This window comes from Nocardia sp. NPDC047038 (genome assembly GCF_040644075.1).
Classification (GTDB): domain Bacteria; phylum Actinomycetota; class Actinomycetes; order Mycobacteriales; family Mycobacteriaceae; genus Nocardia; species Nocardia sichangensis.
The window spans coordinates 12,821-27,616 of the sequence record NZ_JBEYVQ010000016.1 but is presented as its reverse complement, the minus strand read 5'-3'; the positions used below and the strand labels follow the sequence as shown (position 1 = coordinate 27,616).

General features: G+C 66.2%; 13 protein-coding genes. 5 read left to right on the top strand and 8 right to left on the bottom strand.

Features of this window, described 5'->3' with window-relative positions; genetic code table 11:
* Positions 1 to 345 precede the first annotated feature (345 nt).
* Genes ABZ824_RS32905 through ABZ824_RS32890 form a run of 4 tightly spaced genes read left to right on the top strand, consistent with a single transcriptional unit; the run spans position 346 to position 5,224 of the window.
* Positions 346 to 1,071, top strand: coding sequence for a hypothetical protein (locus ABZ824_RS32905; protein WP_217441043.1), 726 nt, complete (start codon positions 346 to 348; stop codon positions 1,069 to 1,071).
* Positions 1,068 to 2,648 (top strand): AAA family ATPase, encoded by a 1,581-nt coding sequence (locus ABZ824_RS32900; RefSeq protein ID WP_356967940.1) that lies wholly within the window; start codon positions 1,068 to 1,070, stop codon positions 2,646 to 2,648. Before ABZ824_RS32905 ends, ABZ824_RS32900 begins: the two co-directional genes overlap by 4 nt.
* Positions 2,645 to 3,139, top strand: a complete 495-nt coding sequence (locus tag ABZ824_RS32895; protein ID WP_356967938.1) for a hypothetical protein — start codon at positions 2,645 to 2,647, stop codon at positions 3,137 to 3,139. The genes ABZ824_RS32900 and ABZ824_RS32895 overlap by 4 nt, the downstream gene beginning before the upstream one ends.
* 18 nt (positions 3,140 to 3,157) lie before the next feature.
* Positions 3,158 to 5,224 carry a hypothetical protein gene (locus tag ABZ824_RS32890; RefSeq protein WP_356967936.1) on the top strand — a complete coding sequence of 689 codons (2,067 nt, stop codon included), beginning with the start codon at positions 3,158 to 3,160 and terminating at the stop codon, positions 5,222 to 5,224.
* Between the two features lie 207 nt (positions 5,225 to 5,431).
* On the opposite strand, the gene ABZ824_RS32885 is transcribed toward ABZ824_RS32890, so the two are convergent.
* The 7 genes from ABZ824_RS32885 to ABZ824_RS32855 form a co-directional block, all read right to left on the bottom strand.
* Entirely contained in the window at positions 5,432 to 6,685 is a 1,254-nt protein-coding gene (locus ABZ824_RS32885; RefSeq protein WP_356967934.1) for a hypothetical protein, read from the bottom strand.
* A 174-nt stretch (positions 6,686 to 6,859) separates the two neighbouring features.
* Positions 6,860 to 7,651, bottom strand: a complete 792-nt coding sequence (locus tag ABZ824_RS32880) for a methyltransferase (protein WP_356967932.1) — start codon at positions 7,649 to 7,651, stop codon at positions 6,860 to 6,862.
* Between the two features lie 192 nt (positions 7,652 to 7,843).
* Positions 7,844 to 8,140: a hypothetical protein gene (locus ABZ824_RS32875; RefSeq protein WP_356967930.1), complete on the bottom strand. Its 297-nt coding sequence runs from the start codon at positions 8,138 to 8,140 to the stop codon at positions 7,844 to 7,846.
* A gap of 87 nt (positions 8,141 to 8,227) precedes the next feature.
* On the bottom strand, positions 8,228 to 8,770 hold the full coding sequence (locus ABZ824_RS32870) for a hypothetical protein (RefSeq protein ID WP_356967928.1): 543 nt from the start codon (positions 8,768 to 8,770) through the stop codon (positions 8,228 to 8,230).
* Positions 8,771 to 8,886: 116 nt separating this feature from the next.
* Positions 8,887 to 9,846: a phosphoadenosine phosphosulfate reductase family protein gene (locus ABZ824_RS32865; protein ID WP_356967926.1), complete on the bottom strand. Its 960-nt coding sequence runs from the start codon at positions 9,844 to 9,846 to the stop codon at positions 8,887 to 8,889.
* 92 nt (positions 9,847 to 9,938) lie between these two features.
* Positions 9,939 to 11,048, bottom strand: a complete 1,110-nt coding sequence (locus tag ABZ824_RS32860) for a hypothetical protein (RefSeq protein ID WP_356967924.1) — start codon at positions 11,046 to 11,048, stop codon at positions 9,939 to 9,941.
* 200 nt (positions 11,049 to 11,248) lie between these two features.
* Entirely contained in the window at positions 11,249 to 12,313 is a 1,065-nt protein-coding gene (locus ABZ824_RS32855) for a DUF4192 domain-containing protein (protein WP_356967922.1), read from the bottom strand.
* Between the two features lie 324 nt (positions 12,314 to 12,637).
* Here ABZ824_RS32855 and ABZ824_RS32850 point away from each other — a divergent pair, with 324 nt between their 5' ends.
* Positions 12,638 to 13,123 carry a hypothetical protein gene (locus ABZ824_RS32850; RefSeq protein ID WP_356967920.1) on the top strand — a complete coding sequence of 162 codons (486 nt, stop codon included), beginning with the start codon at positions 12,638 to 12,640 and terminating at the stop codon, positions 13,121 to 13,123.
* A gap of 200 nt (positions 13,124 to 13,323) precedes the next feature.
* Here ABZ824_RS32850 and ABZ824_RS32845 read toward each other — a convergent pair whose 3' ends face one another.
* A complete protein-coding gene (locus tag ABZ824_RS32845; protein WP_356967918.1) occupies positions 13,324 to 13,935 on the bottom strand; it encodes a hypothetical protein in 612 nt (203 codons plus the stop codon).
* Positions 13,936 to 14,796 lie beyond the last annotated feature (861 nt).

Below are 14,796 nucleotides of genomic sequence, written 5' to 3'. Positions count from 1 at the left end.
GGCGCGGGCCGAAACTGTCGTGGCCGCAACCGGAGTGGGTCATTCCGCAGGGCTGGTGCCATGCGCCCGGCGGTGGCGGCGTGTTGTGACTCGCACCCATATGCATGGCCATGCCCGCGCTTGGTGACGCTGGCAGAGGCGTTGCGAACAACGATTCTTGGCCGGGCCGCGTGGCGATAGTTGGCCATCCAGGGACGTGGGCTGCGGGCTGGCCCGGTTATCGATTGGTTTGTGGGCCAGTGGGCCGCGGACATCCGACGCCGTTGTCGCGACGCGACTGCGGTTCAGGAGTTTCCTTCGTCGAGTTCTCGATGTAGCAGTCAGATCGGCTGATACGTTGAGCGCGTGGACCAAAGGGCCGATCCACTGAGCGCAGAGGATCCGGTGACCAGCCGGGAGCAGGACGCTGTTCGGATCCTGTTGTTGCTCGACAGCGCGGGCGAACCAGTGGACGACACCGAGCGGAGGATTCCCGGGCTGAGCACCGCGGTGTGTGTTGTCCGCACGACGGTGCGGTTGCTGAAGCTCGACTTCTGGCTGCGCAACCCCGACTACCTTGCAGACGAGCTGCTCAACGACTACGAGAGCAGTCGCGAGGAGCCGCTGCTCGCCATGGCCGCGTCGATCTTGGAGTCCGAGGAACCCGAGGTGCGTCGATACCCCATGCTGCGCAACAAGTTCGGCGCGTGGGAGAACATCGACAACGCGATGGCGGTTCTACGCGGTGCGGGCCTTGCCGCCCGCAAACGCAGCGGCACGATCGAGCGGGTGCGTCAGAGCGATTTCTACCTCCTCGACGAAGGCAGGCGAGTGGCCCGCGAGATCGTCGCCGACGAGCCGGTCTTCCAGTACTACGTCGACCGGGTCGACTTGGTGGTGAGACTCGCGGATGGTCTCGGCGGAACGCAGTTGAAGAACCGCCAGTACTTGCAGCGCGAGTATGCCGATACACCACTGCACGAGCACATCTCGACGGTGGCACCGCGGGCACGTGCCCGCTTGGCGGCGCTGCAAGCCGACTTGGCCGATTCGCGTGAGGCTGTGGACACTACGCAAGGAGAACGACGATGACCGGGCTTGTGGGCGACGACCAGCACGCCCTGTTCACCGGTAAAGATGCGAGCACCGTGGCAGATGGGGGCGCGCAGGAGCCGCCGGTGTCCGGTGAAGCGTTGCTAGATACGCGAATCGCAGACCGGGCCAAGGTCACCGCGGAACAGGTACGGGACGTATTCGCCACCTACGGGTGGCCTTTGGTGTTCACCCCGGCCCGCCCGCGGTCGCTGCGCCTGGTACGCCTGCGGTTGGAGGGAGTCCGCGCGGGCAAGGTCGCACCCGGCGCGTTCGATACGACATTTGATTTCACCACGGGCCTGACGGCTCTGGTCGCGTCCAACTTCCGGGGTAAGACCAGTGTCCTGGAGCTGATCACATGGTGCCTGCGCGGGACACCGCGGCGGGAATTGCAGAGCGGTGTCCGGGGCTGGCTGAATCACCTCGACCTGGACATCACCGTCGCCGGACAGTCGATGGGTTTCCGCTTGGACATCACCGACGGGGCGATCTCGTCCGCGACCGTCCTCACCGCACCCAGCGCGTCCATCCTTGCTCATGCCCGGGAACCGGACCCCGCACAGAAAGTGACTGTCCTGCTCCAGGCGACCGGCGAACAGAGCTACGCCGAGCAGGTGGCCCACCTGATGTTGGACCGGCTCGACCTGTCTCAGATTGTCAGCACGCTAAACGAGACCAGCACGCAGACCCACGGATGGCCAGCCTATTTTGCCGCGATGTACCTGGGCTCAGCCAGCACGAAGATCCTGCTGGGAGACCATCCGATGTCCGGCTTGGCGGGCAGGCTGCTTCAGGTCTTCTTGGACCTCCCCGCAGCCGCAGCGCTCACCCGGGTCAGGACCGCCCGCGATGTCCGCCGTAACGAGGCACAAGCCCGCCAAGCCGAGTGGGAACGCGAAGCGGCCCAGCGTCTAGAAGAGCGCACGCGCATCGAGGCCGAACTGGTGACCGCACGCGCACGACTGGCCGAGCTCACCGCCGCCGCCGGGCACAGCGGATCCCTCACGGAACTCGCACGAAAAGCCGCGCACCTGGCCGGGCAGGTCGCCGACGCCCGAGCGGTCGACGACGACGCCCGGCGCGCCGAGCAGAGCACGAAAACCGACCGTCAGCGGGCAGCCAAGCGCCTGGCCGACGTCCGCGAGAGCAAGGTCGCCAGAGCGCTGTTCCAGGGACTGGACCCTGACGCCTGCCCGCGGTGCGATCAGGCCATTACGACCGACCGCAGGCACAGGGAGCACCACTCCCACGCCTGCGCCGTGTGCGACCGCCCGGTCGACACCGACGACGCCGAGGCGATGGAGATCATCGCAGAGGCAGAGGTCCGCTTGAACGCGGCTGCGGAAGCCGAAGACCAGGTGAGAGCCCACGCGGAGTCCACGCGTACTCGGCTCAGGGCCCTCACCGCGGAGTTGGCTACCGCAGACGAACTTCTCCGAGCTGCGCGGTCGGCCACTGCGCTGCCCGAGGTGATGCAAGCCCAGCAGGCAGTCTGGCGCCTCGAAGGCGCGTTGGAAGTCCTGCCGGCTTCGTCCCCGCCGGGCGGGGACGAAGCCGACAACGCGAGACGGTGACTCTGCGGGTGCTGGACACGGCGGTGAAGATCCTAGACGCCGACAACAAGAACGCCGCGGACGCGCTGTTCAATGACTTGGGGCGAGAGGTCGTCGACCTGTCCCGTCGGTTCGGCATGCTCTCGCTCGAGAACGTGCGCATCGACCGCGGTGCTCGGATGAAGGTCACCAAGGACGGGGGCGGCGAGGACTGGTTCAGCGATTGCGATTCCGGTGCCCGCCTGCGCCTGCGCATCGCATTGGTCATCGCCCTGCTGCGCGTCGGGGCTGCCTATGGCGTCTCGACCCACCCGGGACTGGTCATGATCGACAGCCCCAAAGCCGAGGAGGTTCAAGACCTCGACGCAACTGTCCTGTTCCGCGAACTCGCGGCGGTCGCTGAAGAACAGGGCATTCAGGTCGTGATCACAACCCGCGACTACGACCTTGTCCACACTGTCCTCGACGCCAAGCACACCATCGAAGCTGACGAGAACGAGCCGCTGTGGTGACCAGGCCAGGAACACGACGTGGCTGACTTGGCCGATCGCTTGAACAACCTTGCCGCAGCCGGGCAGCGGGTGTCCTTCACAACGATCGCGATTCCCGTGGCGGAGATCCTCGACAAAGCCCGCGAGATCGCCGCAGGTCCATTGGCGCCGTTGCTGGCCGAGGCCATTACCGCGGACGACGCCGACCAGCGATGGGCGGATGTCACCGGACTGTTCGTCGACGGTCTGGCGGCGCAGAAAAGCGTGCTGGCCCTGTCCAGCGCCTTGGAAGTACTTTTGGCCCGTCCAGCGGTGCTCAGTTCTCACGGACCAGCGCTGCTCGACGCACTTCTCGACCAACTCGCACAGACGGTCCAGGACGCCCCAATACTCGCCGGTACCCGGCTGGACGCCGCAGTGCGGTTGGCCATCGGCAAGGCCGTGAAGCCCTTTCGGGTGTGGGATTTCCTCGAACGGCTCTCCGTGCTGGACGCCCCGGAAGACTTCGTCGAACTGCTGCCGCGCACCCTGGGCGCGGCACTCGACAGCTGGGCGGAGGAGACGGAAGCAGCCACCACGCTGCGCCGCCTCCTCGGTGAGCTGGCCCAACTGGAAGCTTCCGACTCGGACGCGGTCTACGAACTAGGCTGCGACCGACTCCGCAACGCTTTATCGAGCACCGACCTGACCCAGGTCACCCAACACCTCATAGATGCCCGGCGAGATCTCGCCGCCAGCACCACCGACGAAGCCCGAATCGACGCCGACTGCTTGATCGCGGCCTGCGACGCGGTTCTCGCTTTCAGCCGCCACGACACCGGCGCAGTGGCCAACGCGGCTGTACGCCTTACGAGGGCACTCGAACAACTCACCGCATGGCAACTGCGTACCCACCAGCCCACCTGGACCCGCCCCCGTCGCTCGGCCCTGCTCGGATGGCACCAGCTCCTACTGCTGCTGGACACAGCCTCGAATACTCTCGCCGACACGGTTTGGATGAGCCCGTGGAACGCCCTCGACGCCGTCCTCTCCGCCTACAACTCGATCCGCACCGTCCAACCGTTGGGCCCCAGCACCGACGCGGGTGTGGCCTTACTCGTAAAGCCCGCAATCGAAGACACCTTCTTACGCGAGCAGAACTTCCTGCACATCCTCGAACGCGCCGTAGATCAATCCGAACAGCACACCGGCCACCCCCAATTCGACCACCCAACAGCCGAAATTCTCCTGGGCAGAATCCGCGCCCGACAACCTCGCACCCCCAGATCCAGCGCGCCCGACGGCGAAGCCAACCCCGACGACGAAGACCCACAACCTACGCAACGGCTGTACCGCCTGGCGCCACTGCTGGTCCGCGCCATGGGCGAGAAGGCAGCACTAGACCTCACCGCAGACCTGACCGACGACGTTGTGTCTTTCCTCGGCGGACTTGCCGAGCAGGCAGATCAAAGCCGCTTCGACGCAAACGACCCAGTGGTAGGTCCGATCGTGCACCGCATCCTCGACCAGTTGGCCGGACACGCCCACTACACCGGGCGAGTACATGTCACCTTCTCAGCGCTGGTGTACCAGACCGTCCTATTCCTCAAGTCGCGCCTAGACCTGGAAAAATCCAGCCTTCTGGGCAAGAGGCGCCGTAACGGCGAACCGGTCTACGACTACCGCCAGCGGCCCGAGAAAGACCAACGCCAACCGCTTGAGGAGGACCTGCAATTGGACTTCCGTAGCTGGCTGGACTCGGGCCCCCTCCACTACGCGGCAAGTGCTGAGCCAATCGACTTGGCCCTCGGACGGGGCGACATCATCGTACGCTTCGACGCGCTGCGCTACTTGGCCGAGATCAAGAAAGATGATCACGACAACAGCCGCCAGCACATCGAGTCCACCTACCTGACTCAAACGACGGAATACAGCAACACCAACGTCCCCTTCGGCCTGCTCCTCGTACTCGACCTGACGCCGAAGACCTCCAGCAGCGGCACCCTCAGACTCGATGAGCTGATCTGGGTCGCGACCCACCGTCCGGCAGGAGCCACAGTTGATCGGAAGGTCGTCGTAGGTATTTTGCCTGGCAATCGATTGCCACCCTCGGATTACTCAAAGTGATGGCTCATGAGGCCGCAAGCCCAAGGCCAATGAGTTCCGCGCCGCTGTAGCCCCTATCCACGCCAACTCATCGAGAGGTGGTGCGAACCCCACGAGTCGGCTCTCTGCGTGGAACGTACAACACTCGACATCACCGGCGCCGCAGACAAATCCGGAAAACGGCCACCGAGAGCCCCAGTTGAACGGTGAAACACGGGTACTGGCCAACTATCGATGAGAGTGGTCAATTACCCCTGCAAGGCACATGTGTTCGAGGGCCAGCAATCGTTGGTCGGCGTGTCCTCCCCACCGTGCCTCGAAACCTGAACGTTTCTTCGGGTTGATCGTGTTCGGGGCGGCGACGAAGAACTCCTCCAACCGGGGATAGCCCTGGGTCTCTTCGGTCAGCCAGAGCCGGGAATGCTCCCCGTCGGTCCGCGCAGCAATCTTGAGGCTATCGGCGAGTTCGGCGACGAACCGTTGGGTGCCGGCGCGGTCGGCGCGGTGGATGACCTCGACCGCGCGCCAAGCTTGGGCACGCGCGCTGTAGCAGCGCCGCACCCGGTACACCGCCCACTCGCACGCGTCCATCGCGGCGTCGGCCAGGGCATGGACCTCGTGCGCACCGTCGGCGCGCAGCCTGTCACGCAACGATTTCCCGGGCCCGAACAGTCCGCTGCGATGGTTCAACGCCAGCGCGCAGTACTCGTCGACCAGATGCCGGAACGCCTCGTCGGGATGGGCGCGGTAGCGGGCGAGCTGGTCGGGCCAACTGGGCACGCTCACGAAACAACACTGGCGGCAGCAACTTTTCGGCCACCATACTCCGAACAGTCCGAACAGGTAGCCCTGGCACATCGCCCTGCTCATGCCCGCGGAATGCAGCGGGTAGATCGGGTATCGGCGTCCGCCCATCCGCACCGAGGCGTCGCGTTCGATCCTTCCGAACTCGTCGTGGTTGAAGCCCACCGCGTGCAGGTAGGGTCGTGGACCCAGATGTGTTGCCCGCCAGGCGTCGAGGGGCTGGCCCTTTGCTTTTGCTGAGCAGGCTCGTCCGCCCTGGGAAGGCATGACGCCGTTACCGCGGTGCTCGGCGGAGAGCGCGTAGAAGCCGTGTTCGTCGGGGTCGGGATGCAGCCGGGTCGGGGTGCGGGTGTCCTGCAACACCACGATCCCGTCGGCGACCTTGGGACCGGCGCGCGCGACTTCGACAAGGCGCACCCGCCTGGCAGCCAGCAAGGGCAGAATATGGGCAGCGACCAGGTCGCAGGTCGATGCCCATTCGTCCCCGGTTTGAGCGACCATCACGATCAGATTCGACAGATCGGCCAGCAACTGCGGAGGACGGAAGTCGGGGTCCAGCAGAGTACGGGTCACGCCCGCCGCGCTCTCGACACCGAGCCCGAACGACCAGCAGATCGGCATCGCCTCGTCGTCGAAAAGCGTTGCCAGAGAGAATAATCCCTCCGCATCTTCGATCACAGCAGGACTCCTTTCGGCAGGTGAGACGAGTCGCGTACGGGTGGGCAGGATCGGAGCCGCTGCGCCGCGGGGCGGCCCGGACGGGCAGGCGCCCGGCGCACCCCTTGCCCTGGGGGGTGGCCGAGCGGTAGTTCGGTGGGGAGCACCCCTTTTCGGGTGGGCGCCGGGAGCGGGCTATCGGGGGTCGAGGGGGCGGCGGGCGTGCAGCAGTACGGTGTCGACGTCTGTGCCGGAGGTGGTGAACGCGCGGGAGTCGATGTCGGTGAAACCGCCGTGTTCGGTGATGAATTCACGCATGGCTCGGTGGCTGCGGTCGGTTCGGTAGCCGATGTTCGCGGGTGCGAGGGCCAGCAGTTGACCGCCGTCGAGCAGCAGCTCCCAGGCGGTGTAGAGGTGATCCATCCACACCGTCGCCCGTCCCGGCAGCGCGAACGGCGGGTTCATCACCACTCCCGCGAACTGCTGCGGTGTCGGTGTCGTGGCGAATTCCTCGAAACTGGACACCACGACGGTGACCCGCGGGTCGTAGGAGATGCGGGCGGCGCGCTCGCGATCGGGCTCCACTGCGGTGACGTGCACGGTCGGGTTGGCTGCAAGGATCGCGCGCACGAAGACGCCGTCGCCGGCCGAGGGCTCGAGGACGTGGGCGCCGGGCGGGAGAGCGGCGATATCGGAGTGCTCACCTGCGACGACGTGGCGCGCCAGCGGCTCGGGTGTGGCGAAGTACGCCTCCAGTACCTTCCTGGTGGTGTTAGGGGTCGTGCCGCGCGCCACGGCAGCTTCGATGATCTCGGTGGGGTCGCTGGGGAAGACGTGGGCCTGTGCTCGGCGGTTCCATTTCCCGCCCATGGTCTCGATGACCCGGTCGACTTTGCGGTAGTCGGCTTGGCTGAGCCGCTTCGGGAGATACGAGTTGTTGCCCTCGATGCGCGACTCGGCCAGAATTTCGCGCGCGAAATCGGGCACGGGCGCAGAAGTTCTTACAGCCATTGATGATCGCCTTTCACACTGAAACGGCAGGACAGGAGAAGGGGGCGGTAGCGTGCGCACACGCTGTGGGTGAAGCGGAATCGGCAGGTGTCGTACCGGGTTCGAGGTTCGCCACGTTCACCGGTTCACGGCCGGGCACTCGCTGCGGGACGCGAGCGGGGTTGTCTGTCAGGAGGGTGAGCCGATGACCAGTGCCACCCATTCGTCGCCGGACTCGACCGCGAGGCAGTAGTGCAACGAAGTGTCCTCGGCCATGGTGGTGATGATGCGCAGCCGGTAGGTGTTGGTCCAGGTGCGCAGTTCGTCCCGGGCGACGGTGAGCCGGTGCTGAGCCTCGGGATCCAGGGACTCGAAGTGGGCGGCGTAGTCTGCGAGGCTGCCGGTGTACAGGGTTGCCGCGTACTGCGCACAGGTAGCGGCGCGGTTCCTCGTGCACGCAGCACTCACGGTGGCGGACGTGGACACCACCGACCACCGATGCGCCGCTCTCGGGGCACCTGCACCGGAGCGCGGGCGGCGCGACGCGGACCGTCGACGGCTCGACGTTGTCGTTCATGCGTCGGCTTTTCGGTAGATGCGCGCGAGCAGGGTCCGCACGGCGTGCAGGTGCCCGCGGCGGGTTTCCACGTTGAGATAGGTCGACAGTTCGACCGCGGCGACGAAGGCGTCGACGAGCTTCTCGCCGAGTTGGTCGACCTCACTCTTCTTGTCCAGCAGTTCCTGGACCTGCTCGCTCAGACGCGTGATCTGTTGTCCGGGTCCTGCCATCCCGGCCGGGACGAGATCCAATCCGAACTCGGCGGCCAGCATGCCGAGCAACTCCCGCCCGTTGGGCAGCGGGGCCCGATCGGCGGCCTCGACCACCGCCAGGCCCTGCGGGGTCGAGCAGATCACGCAAACCTCGCGCGGCTGCTCGTAGCTGCACTGGGTCCCGTGCACCTCGTCCAGCGGCTCGCCCTGCTGGATCAACCCGTCCAGACGCCATCGGCCGTCCTCGAACACCATGTGCACCTTCACCGCGTCCTCGATCCGATGCTCATCGGGCATGTACGGATCGAAATCGGGGTGATAGGCGTCGATCTCGTTGTCACTCATGATGTTTTCCTTTCTGCGAGTTCGAATGTGGGCGTGCGGATCTCGGTTCGGGTCCGGCCGTGCGGGGACACGAACCGACGTCGGGGAGAGCCGGGCGTACCGGGAAGAGGGCGGGTTCAGTCGATCCAGTCGGCGACCGGCCTGGTCCCGGTGTCGGTGGCGGCTTGGGCGATGACCTCGGCCATGGACACGTCCACACGGAAGCGGTGCCCGATGTCGGCCTCAACCGCTGCGTACTGCGCGGCCAGCTCGGGGTGCAGGCGCGCGGCTCGCACCAGACCTGATTTCGATGAATAGATGCAGAACACACACGACGCGCGCGGAAATCCTGCACTGTAAGAAGAATGAGGCCGGGTGCCCGCCGACGCGATCCGCGCCCACACCGTCTCGAGGTCCCAGCCGTGAATCGGCAGCCACGTATCCACGATCCGCCGCGAATTCGAGACACTGGCCTTCGGAGGATTCCCGGCGCTGCGGGCGGCAGCGCACCGCGGGCACAGACACGTCCTGCCGGACTCGTGCACGAAGGCGTGCCGGTTCGCTCTCTCCGCGGACTCTTGACTGCGATGGCCCATGATGTTCAGCACCCTGATCGGGCGATCGACGATCCCGGCGGCGCGGGATTCCGCGACCAGCATCGTGATCACCCGCCGCGCCGGAGATCGCTTGAAATCGCTTAAGCACCAACGATTTCGATGAGATGGCCATTTTCCGCGTTCGGTGACACGGTCGAGGAGGTCGCCGCCTGTGCGCGACACCACCTCGTGGCGCAGCCCGTAATGGTAGGCGTGTTCTCGTGCGAGAGCCGAGGTTTCCGGCCAGTCGGAGCGGCCCATGTCGGCATGGACTGTGGTGACCCGGTCCAGCACGCCGAGGTGGTGGAACTCCTCGACCAGAACATCCACCATCGCCTGGCTGTCCTTGCCGCCACTCAGGCTCAGAAGGTAGTGGTCGTATCCACCCAGGTCAGGCCCCGCAGCCACCGAGAAATCGATCCCACCGCGCCCGCGCCGCAGTGACCGCTGGGCGGGGCCACGCCGAGCGGGCCGTCGCGTCGTGGCAATGGGCGTGGTCACGGCCGGGACCGCCTTTCTGTGTCGGTGCCGCTGCGGGCAGCGGGAGGCAAGGGGCGCGCACCGGTGGGGAGCGTGCGTGGTGTCGGATCCGGTCAGGCCGCCGACACCGTTCGTAATCCGGCGTCGAACAGCGGGATCTGTTCGCTGCGAGTGACTTCGGTGCGGGGCGCGATGCGGGGCCGCGGGCGTGGTGCGGGTTGAGTGGGTGCCGGTTGCTCCCACAGTTGGGGGTCGGTGGTGACGCGCAGGTGGTGGTTGAGGCGCAGGGCGTTCATGGCCTTTTCGCGGAAGGCCACCGCGTAGCGCAGGCAATTGCGGCAATCGGTCACCCGCCGGCGCGCGCTGTCGCCATTCGGGCGTGAGAGGTGCATGCAGCCGGGCATCGGTGTCCGGGCGCGCCGCGCTGCCAGTGACCAGGATTGGCTGTCAGCGCTGTGCAGAAGATGCCCGGCCAGGACCAGGGTGCGCAGCGAGACTCCGTAGCCGTGCATCCTCATCCCGAATCCCGCGAGCGCGGTCAGGACGTGGGCGACATCGTGGTCGGCGCTGCTACGTCGGCAGATACTGCCGATCCCGACCCAGCGGCTAGCCAGATCGATCCCCGCCGAGCGATACATCCGGTAATGCTCGACATATTGGCTGGGATGCCACCCTTGAAGGGTCGGCAGCCACGGGACGTGATCGAAATTGTGTGCCAGGTACCGGTAGTTGTCGAGGGTGAGTTGCTGATGATCGGCGATGCTCAGGCCGGTGCGTCGCAGGCATCCGGGTTCGCACGGCAGGTCCTGGATGCCGACGAACCCGGGTGGCCCGATGTCGTCGATGAGCCGCGACCACAACGCCCCGTACTCGTCCGGCACGGCCCACCAGGGGTGATGATGTGGATCGGCGGTGAGCACGAGAGCCGAGTAAGCCCCCGAGTCGCCGCTGTAAGGGGCGTGGTTGATCCGGACCGGGAACCGCTCCCCCCTGGTTCGGTAGCGCGCCAGCCGCGGCGCGGACAGGAACACCGGCACAGGTGTGGTGTTGAGCAGGCTGGGTTGACCGACACCCAGATAGAACTGCATCCGCCGCGCCGGATCAGGATGGTCAGCGGTGACGGTCCACGGCGTGATCGGTCCCCACGGCGTGTCCCACCGCCGACCGCCACTGTCCTCGGACACGCGCTCGGGTGCCGGGTCATCGAATGGTGAGGCCATCATGCGAACTCCTTCCACACCGGGACGACGAAGCAACGGCGGCCCCGACCGTCCTCGGACACCGCAGGCGTATTCGCCGCATTCGGGGGGCCGATGACCCTCCGATTCGATTCGGGCGGCACACACCGATGAGGCGGCAGCGCAGCGAACGGTGCTGTCGCGCTGTGCCGCGCCGTGTTCGGCCCGGCCCGGGTTGGCTATCGCTACGGGATGGTGATGCCGAGGTCGGCGGCGGCTGCGATGGCGAACCGCGCGAACCGGTGCACTACGCCTGGTGGGAGGGCACGTTCGAGCGCGGCGTGGAGCAGCCGGGCGAAGATGTGCGTGGGATCGGCCTCCAGTGCGACCGTGATCGCGAGCCCGGCCAGCGTGCCGTCGCCGCGCAGGTGTGCGCTGTAGGCGAGCAGGACCGCGGCCTCGGCGCGGTAGCGGCCGGTGAGGCTGCGGGTCAACAAGATCCACAACCTCTCCGCGGCGACGGCGTGCTCGCCGATGGCGATCGCGGGCAGGCACTGCGACACCGTCGCGATGCTCAGCACGGCCCCCAAGCGTGCGAGGTCGCTCGGGGGGAAGGTGACACCGTCGGCGAGATCGGCGATCGCGTACAGCACCTGCTCGAGGTCGCGGCGGTCGCGGACGGTCATCTCCAGCTCGTGCTCGACGGCCTGGCGGCGGCCACGGACCTCGGCGACAGCCCCGCCCAGCGCCGCTGACACCGGGACGGCGAGCGCGGGATCGGTCCTCAGCGAGTCGGCCAACGCTGCCCGAGACTCCAGGACAGGCATCCCGAGCGCTGCACGTTGCCGCGCGGAGGGTGTGCGAGCGGGATCGGGCAGCGTCCCGGATTCGGTGGTGCCCGACAGCGACCACCACGATCCACCGGCCACGATCGCGACCGTCGCGAAGGTACCGGACACGCGGACGGGACTGGCGGCGAGGCCGCGGACCACCTGCTCGACAAGACGATGGTCTCGCCCGGATGTGGCCCGTCCGTCGACGCCCGGCGCGGGCAGCCGGTCATCGACGACGATCACGAAACCTGTGGCAGAGCCCATTTTCGCGAGCAAGGGCCGCAGGCGGTCGAGGATCGAAGCGGCACTGTCGGTGAGGTCGAAGCGAGGCAGCGCCGCCAGCTCGCCGCGGTCGGGATCTGTCGATCCTGCTGGGATCAGAACCAGGATCAGCGACCGCTGCGGGATGAATCCGATCATGCCGGGGATCGAGGCGATCAACCGGCCCGGAGACGGCAGTGGCTGAGGTATGGACATCACTAATCTCCTTGGTAGGGAATAGAACAACCTCCGAACAACTCATTGCTGGTGCCGGTATGACATCGGAATGGGAATGCCGAGGGCTGGCGCCGACCGCAGTGGGGCTAGTCGGGCACCGCAGCACCGGACGGGCGGAATCGGCGCGGCATTGGTCTTCCACGAACGTGAACGACGAGCGGATGATCACGATGGGTGGGCGGGGAGTAGCATCGTTGCCGGAGGATCAGCAGGCTGGCCGATATTGTTGGAGGTCAGCTCATGGCTGCACGTCGACCGCCGCGCTCACCGCGAACGGCTCGGTCACCGGAAATGACGCAACGGGTGCAACGTTCACGCGAGCGTGTGCGCCGTCGCCGAGAACTCGCCCGCGAACGCGACCGCGCGATCGCCGCGGCGGTGCGCCGCTATCTGTCCGACTGGCAGGCGATCACCGCGTGCGAGACCAAACGCGACGCCGAGATCGCCGAACTGCGTCGGCAGATCAGCGTCGTCGAAGACGAAGCCGCCGCACAGATCGCGAGTCTGCGCGCCGACCAGGGCAGCGCGGCGATGATTATTCGAGACCAGCCCGGCCACACCGACGATGACGTCGCTGACCTGCTGGAGATCACCCCGAAACAAGCCCGCCAACTCATCACACTCGCCCGAACACAGGCCAGCGACCCGCCCGCCCCGCCGGAGGACGCCGAAACAACCGACCTCACGCGCGAGCAGACGCAGCGGACGCAGGAGAAACAGACCTACACCGACGGCACGGAATCACCGGGTGCCACCAGTGTCCCAGCGCAGACCGAACAATCGAGATGACACCGGCATCGCCGCCGACTCACCGAGGTCGGCTGCGCACGAGAACCTGATCGGCGGCGTCCAACTGTCGACAAGCACCAGCCAGCGCTGCAACACGCAGAATGATTTGCCGACCGGTTCGACAACCTGCCGATTCGACGACGACCGTGCCGGGCCCGGAGCGAGAGTCGACCGGTGCGATGGGCGCTATCGCAAGGCGACTATCGGGTGTCGTTGTAGCAGCCGACCTTCCAGACATGCCATCGGAACTGCTGCGGCGACAACGACTGTCGCACCGGTATTCCTGCCACGGGCGAGTACGGCCAGAACGCGGTCCCGCAGCGATGGCAATAGAACCCGGCCCTCCACAGCGCGTGCGCGTGCGGGCGTCCGCGCAGGATTCGGTTGTTGTGACGGCGTCGGCCCCGCGCAGCCGCGAGCGTCAACAGGCCCGGCGAGGCGTAGACCCCGACCATGAACACCCCGGACACAGCCATCGACATCTGGGCTCGTCCCGGTTCTTCGCCGACAGTGCCGATGGCCAGAACGATGAGCATCAAGAACGCGGGTACCAGCAACATCCAGCCCACTCGGGTCAAACGCCGCGTCGGTTTCCAGTCGGGCTCGCGGGCGAAGCTGTTGGCCAGCGCGGTGGTGTGGGTTCGATCGACGGTCATGGTGCCGAACACCGGCACGAGCCCGCTACTCGACACTCCGAAACCCGAATACGATCCGCTCTCCATCGAGACCGAGGTCCCGTCCGAGCACAACGCGGGCACACTCTGCACCCAGTCGAGCCGTCCACAGCTCGGGCAGGTGATGTCGATATCCATCCGCCGATCTCCCGGTCGGGCCGCCGCGTCGTCACGGCGGCGCGGTGGTGCTGCCTGCGATGTAACCTCTGGCAAATCGTATTGAACACCGCCGGAACCGGTGTGTCGATAATCCGAATCTACGTAACGCATGGTCTGTTTCCTCTCATGGGCGCGTGAGGGAGGGCTCCTGTCGGTGAATTCCGGCAACGGGTGCGAGCCAGCAAATAGCTGGTAAATACTGGTGGGTTCTCGGTCGGGGGATCTTGCGGACCACAACCGCTGCCATGTCGATCAGGGGCCGTCCTCGGAGTGCATCTGTGTGACAACTCACACCATCGCTGCTCTGATGGATACGCCCCCAGGCCCGTTCGGGGCCGCTAGAAGGTCTCCTCGTCATCGAGGTTGTGACGTGCCAGTTCTGCGAGGTCCTGGACCTGGTCGTACGGTTTGGTCCGAGCGGCGACAGCAACGGTGACCCGGATCTGATCGTCCTCGCCCGTGCGCTCCGTGTGGCGAACCAGCGAAGAGACGAGATCTCGGGTTTCACGTGGCTACGCACAAAGTTCGGTGATCGCTGCGCCGCGACCAAAATACGGACCTGGTCCTCTTCGGTACCATCGACGATCAACAGATCATCGATGTCGCTGGCGTGGGCTTGGAAGTGCACCTGTGTGATCGGCAACTGATCTGTCTCGGCGCGGCCAATGCCCAGTGGCATTGCAGCAACGGCGACGCTGGCTGGTGGACGAGCGCTTTGCGGCTACTTATCGGATGTCGCCCGTGGGTCGCGCCTGGTTCGCGTGTCGTGGGGTCTAGGACGGGTCGAACTTTGTTTCGCCGCAACCGGTCTCGAGTGCCGAGGCGTACAGGTTTGAAGCT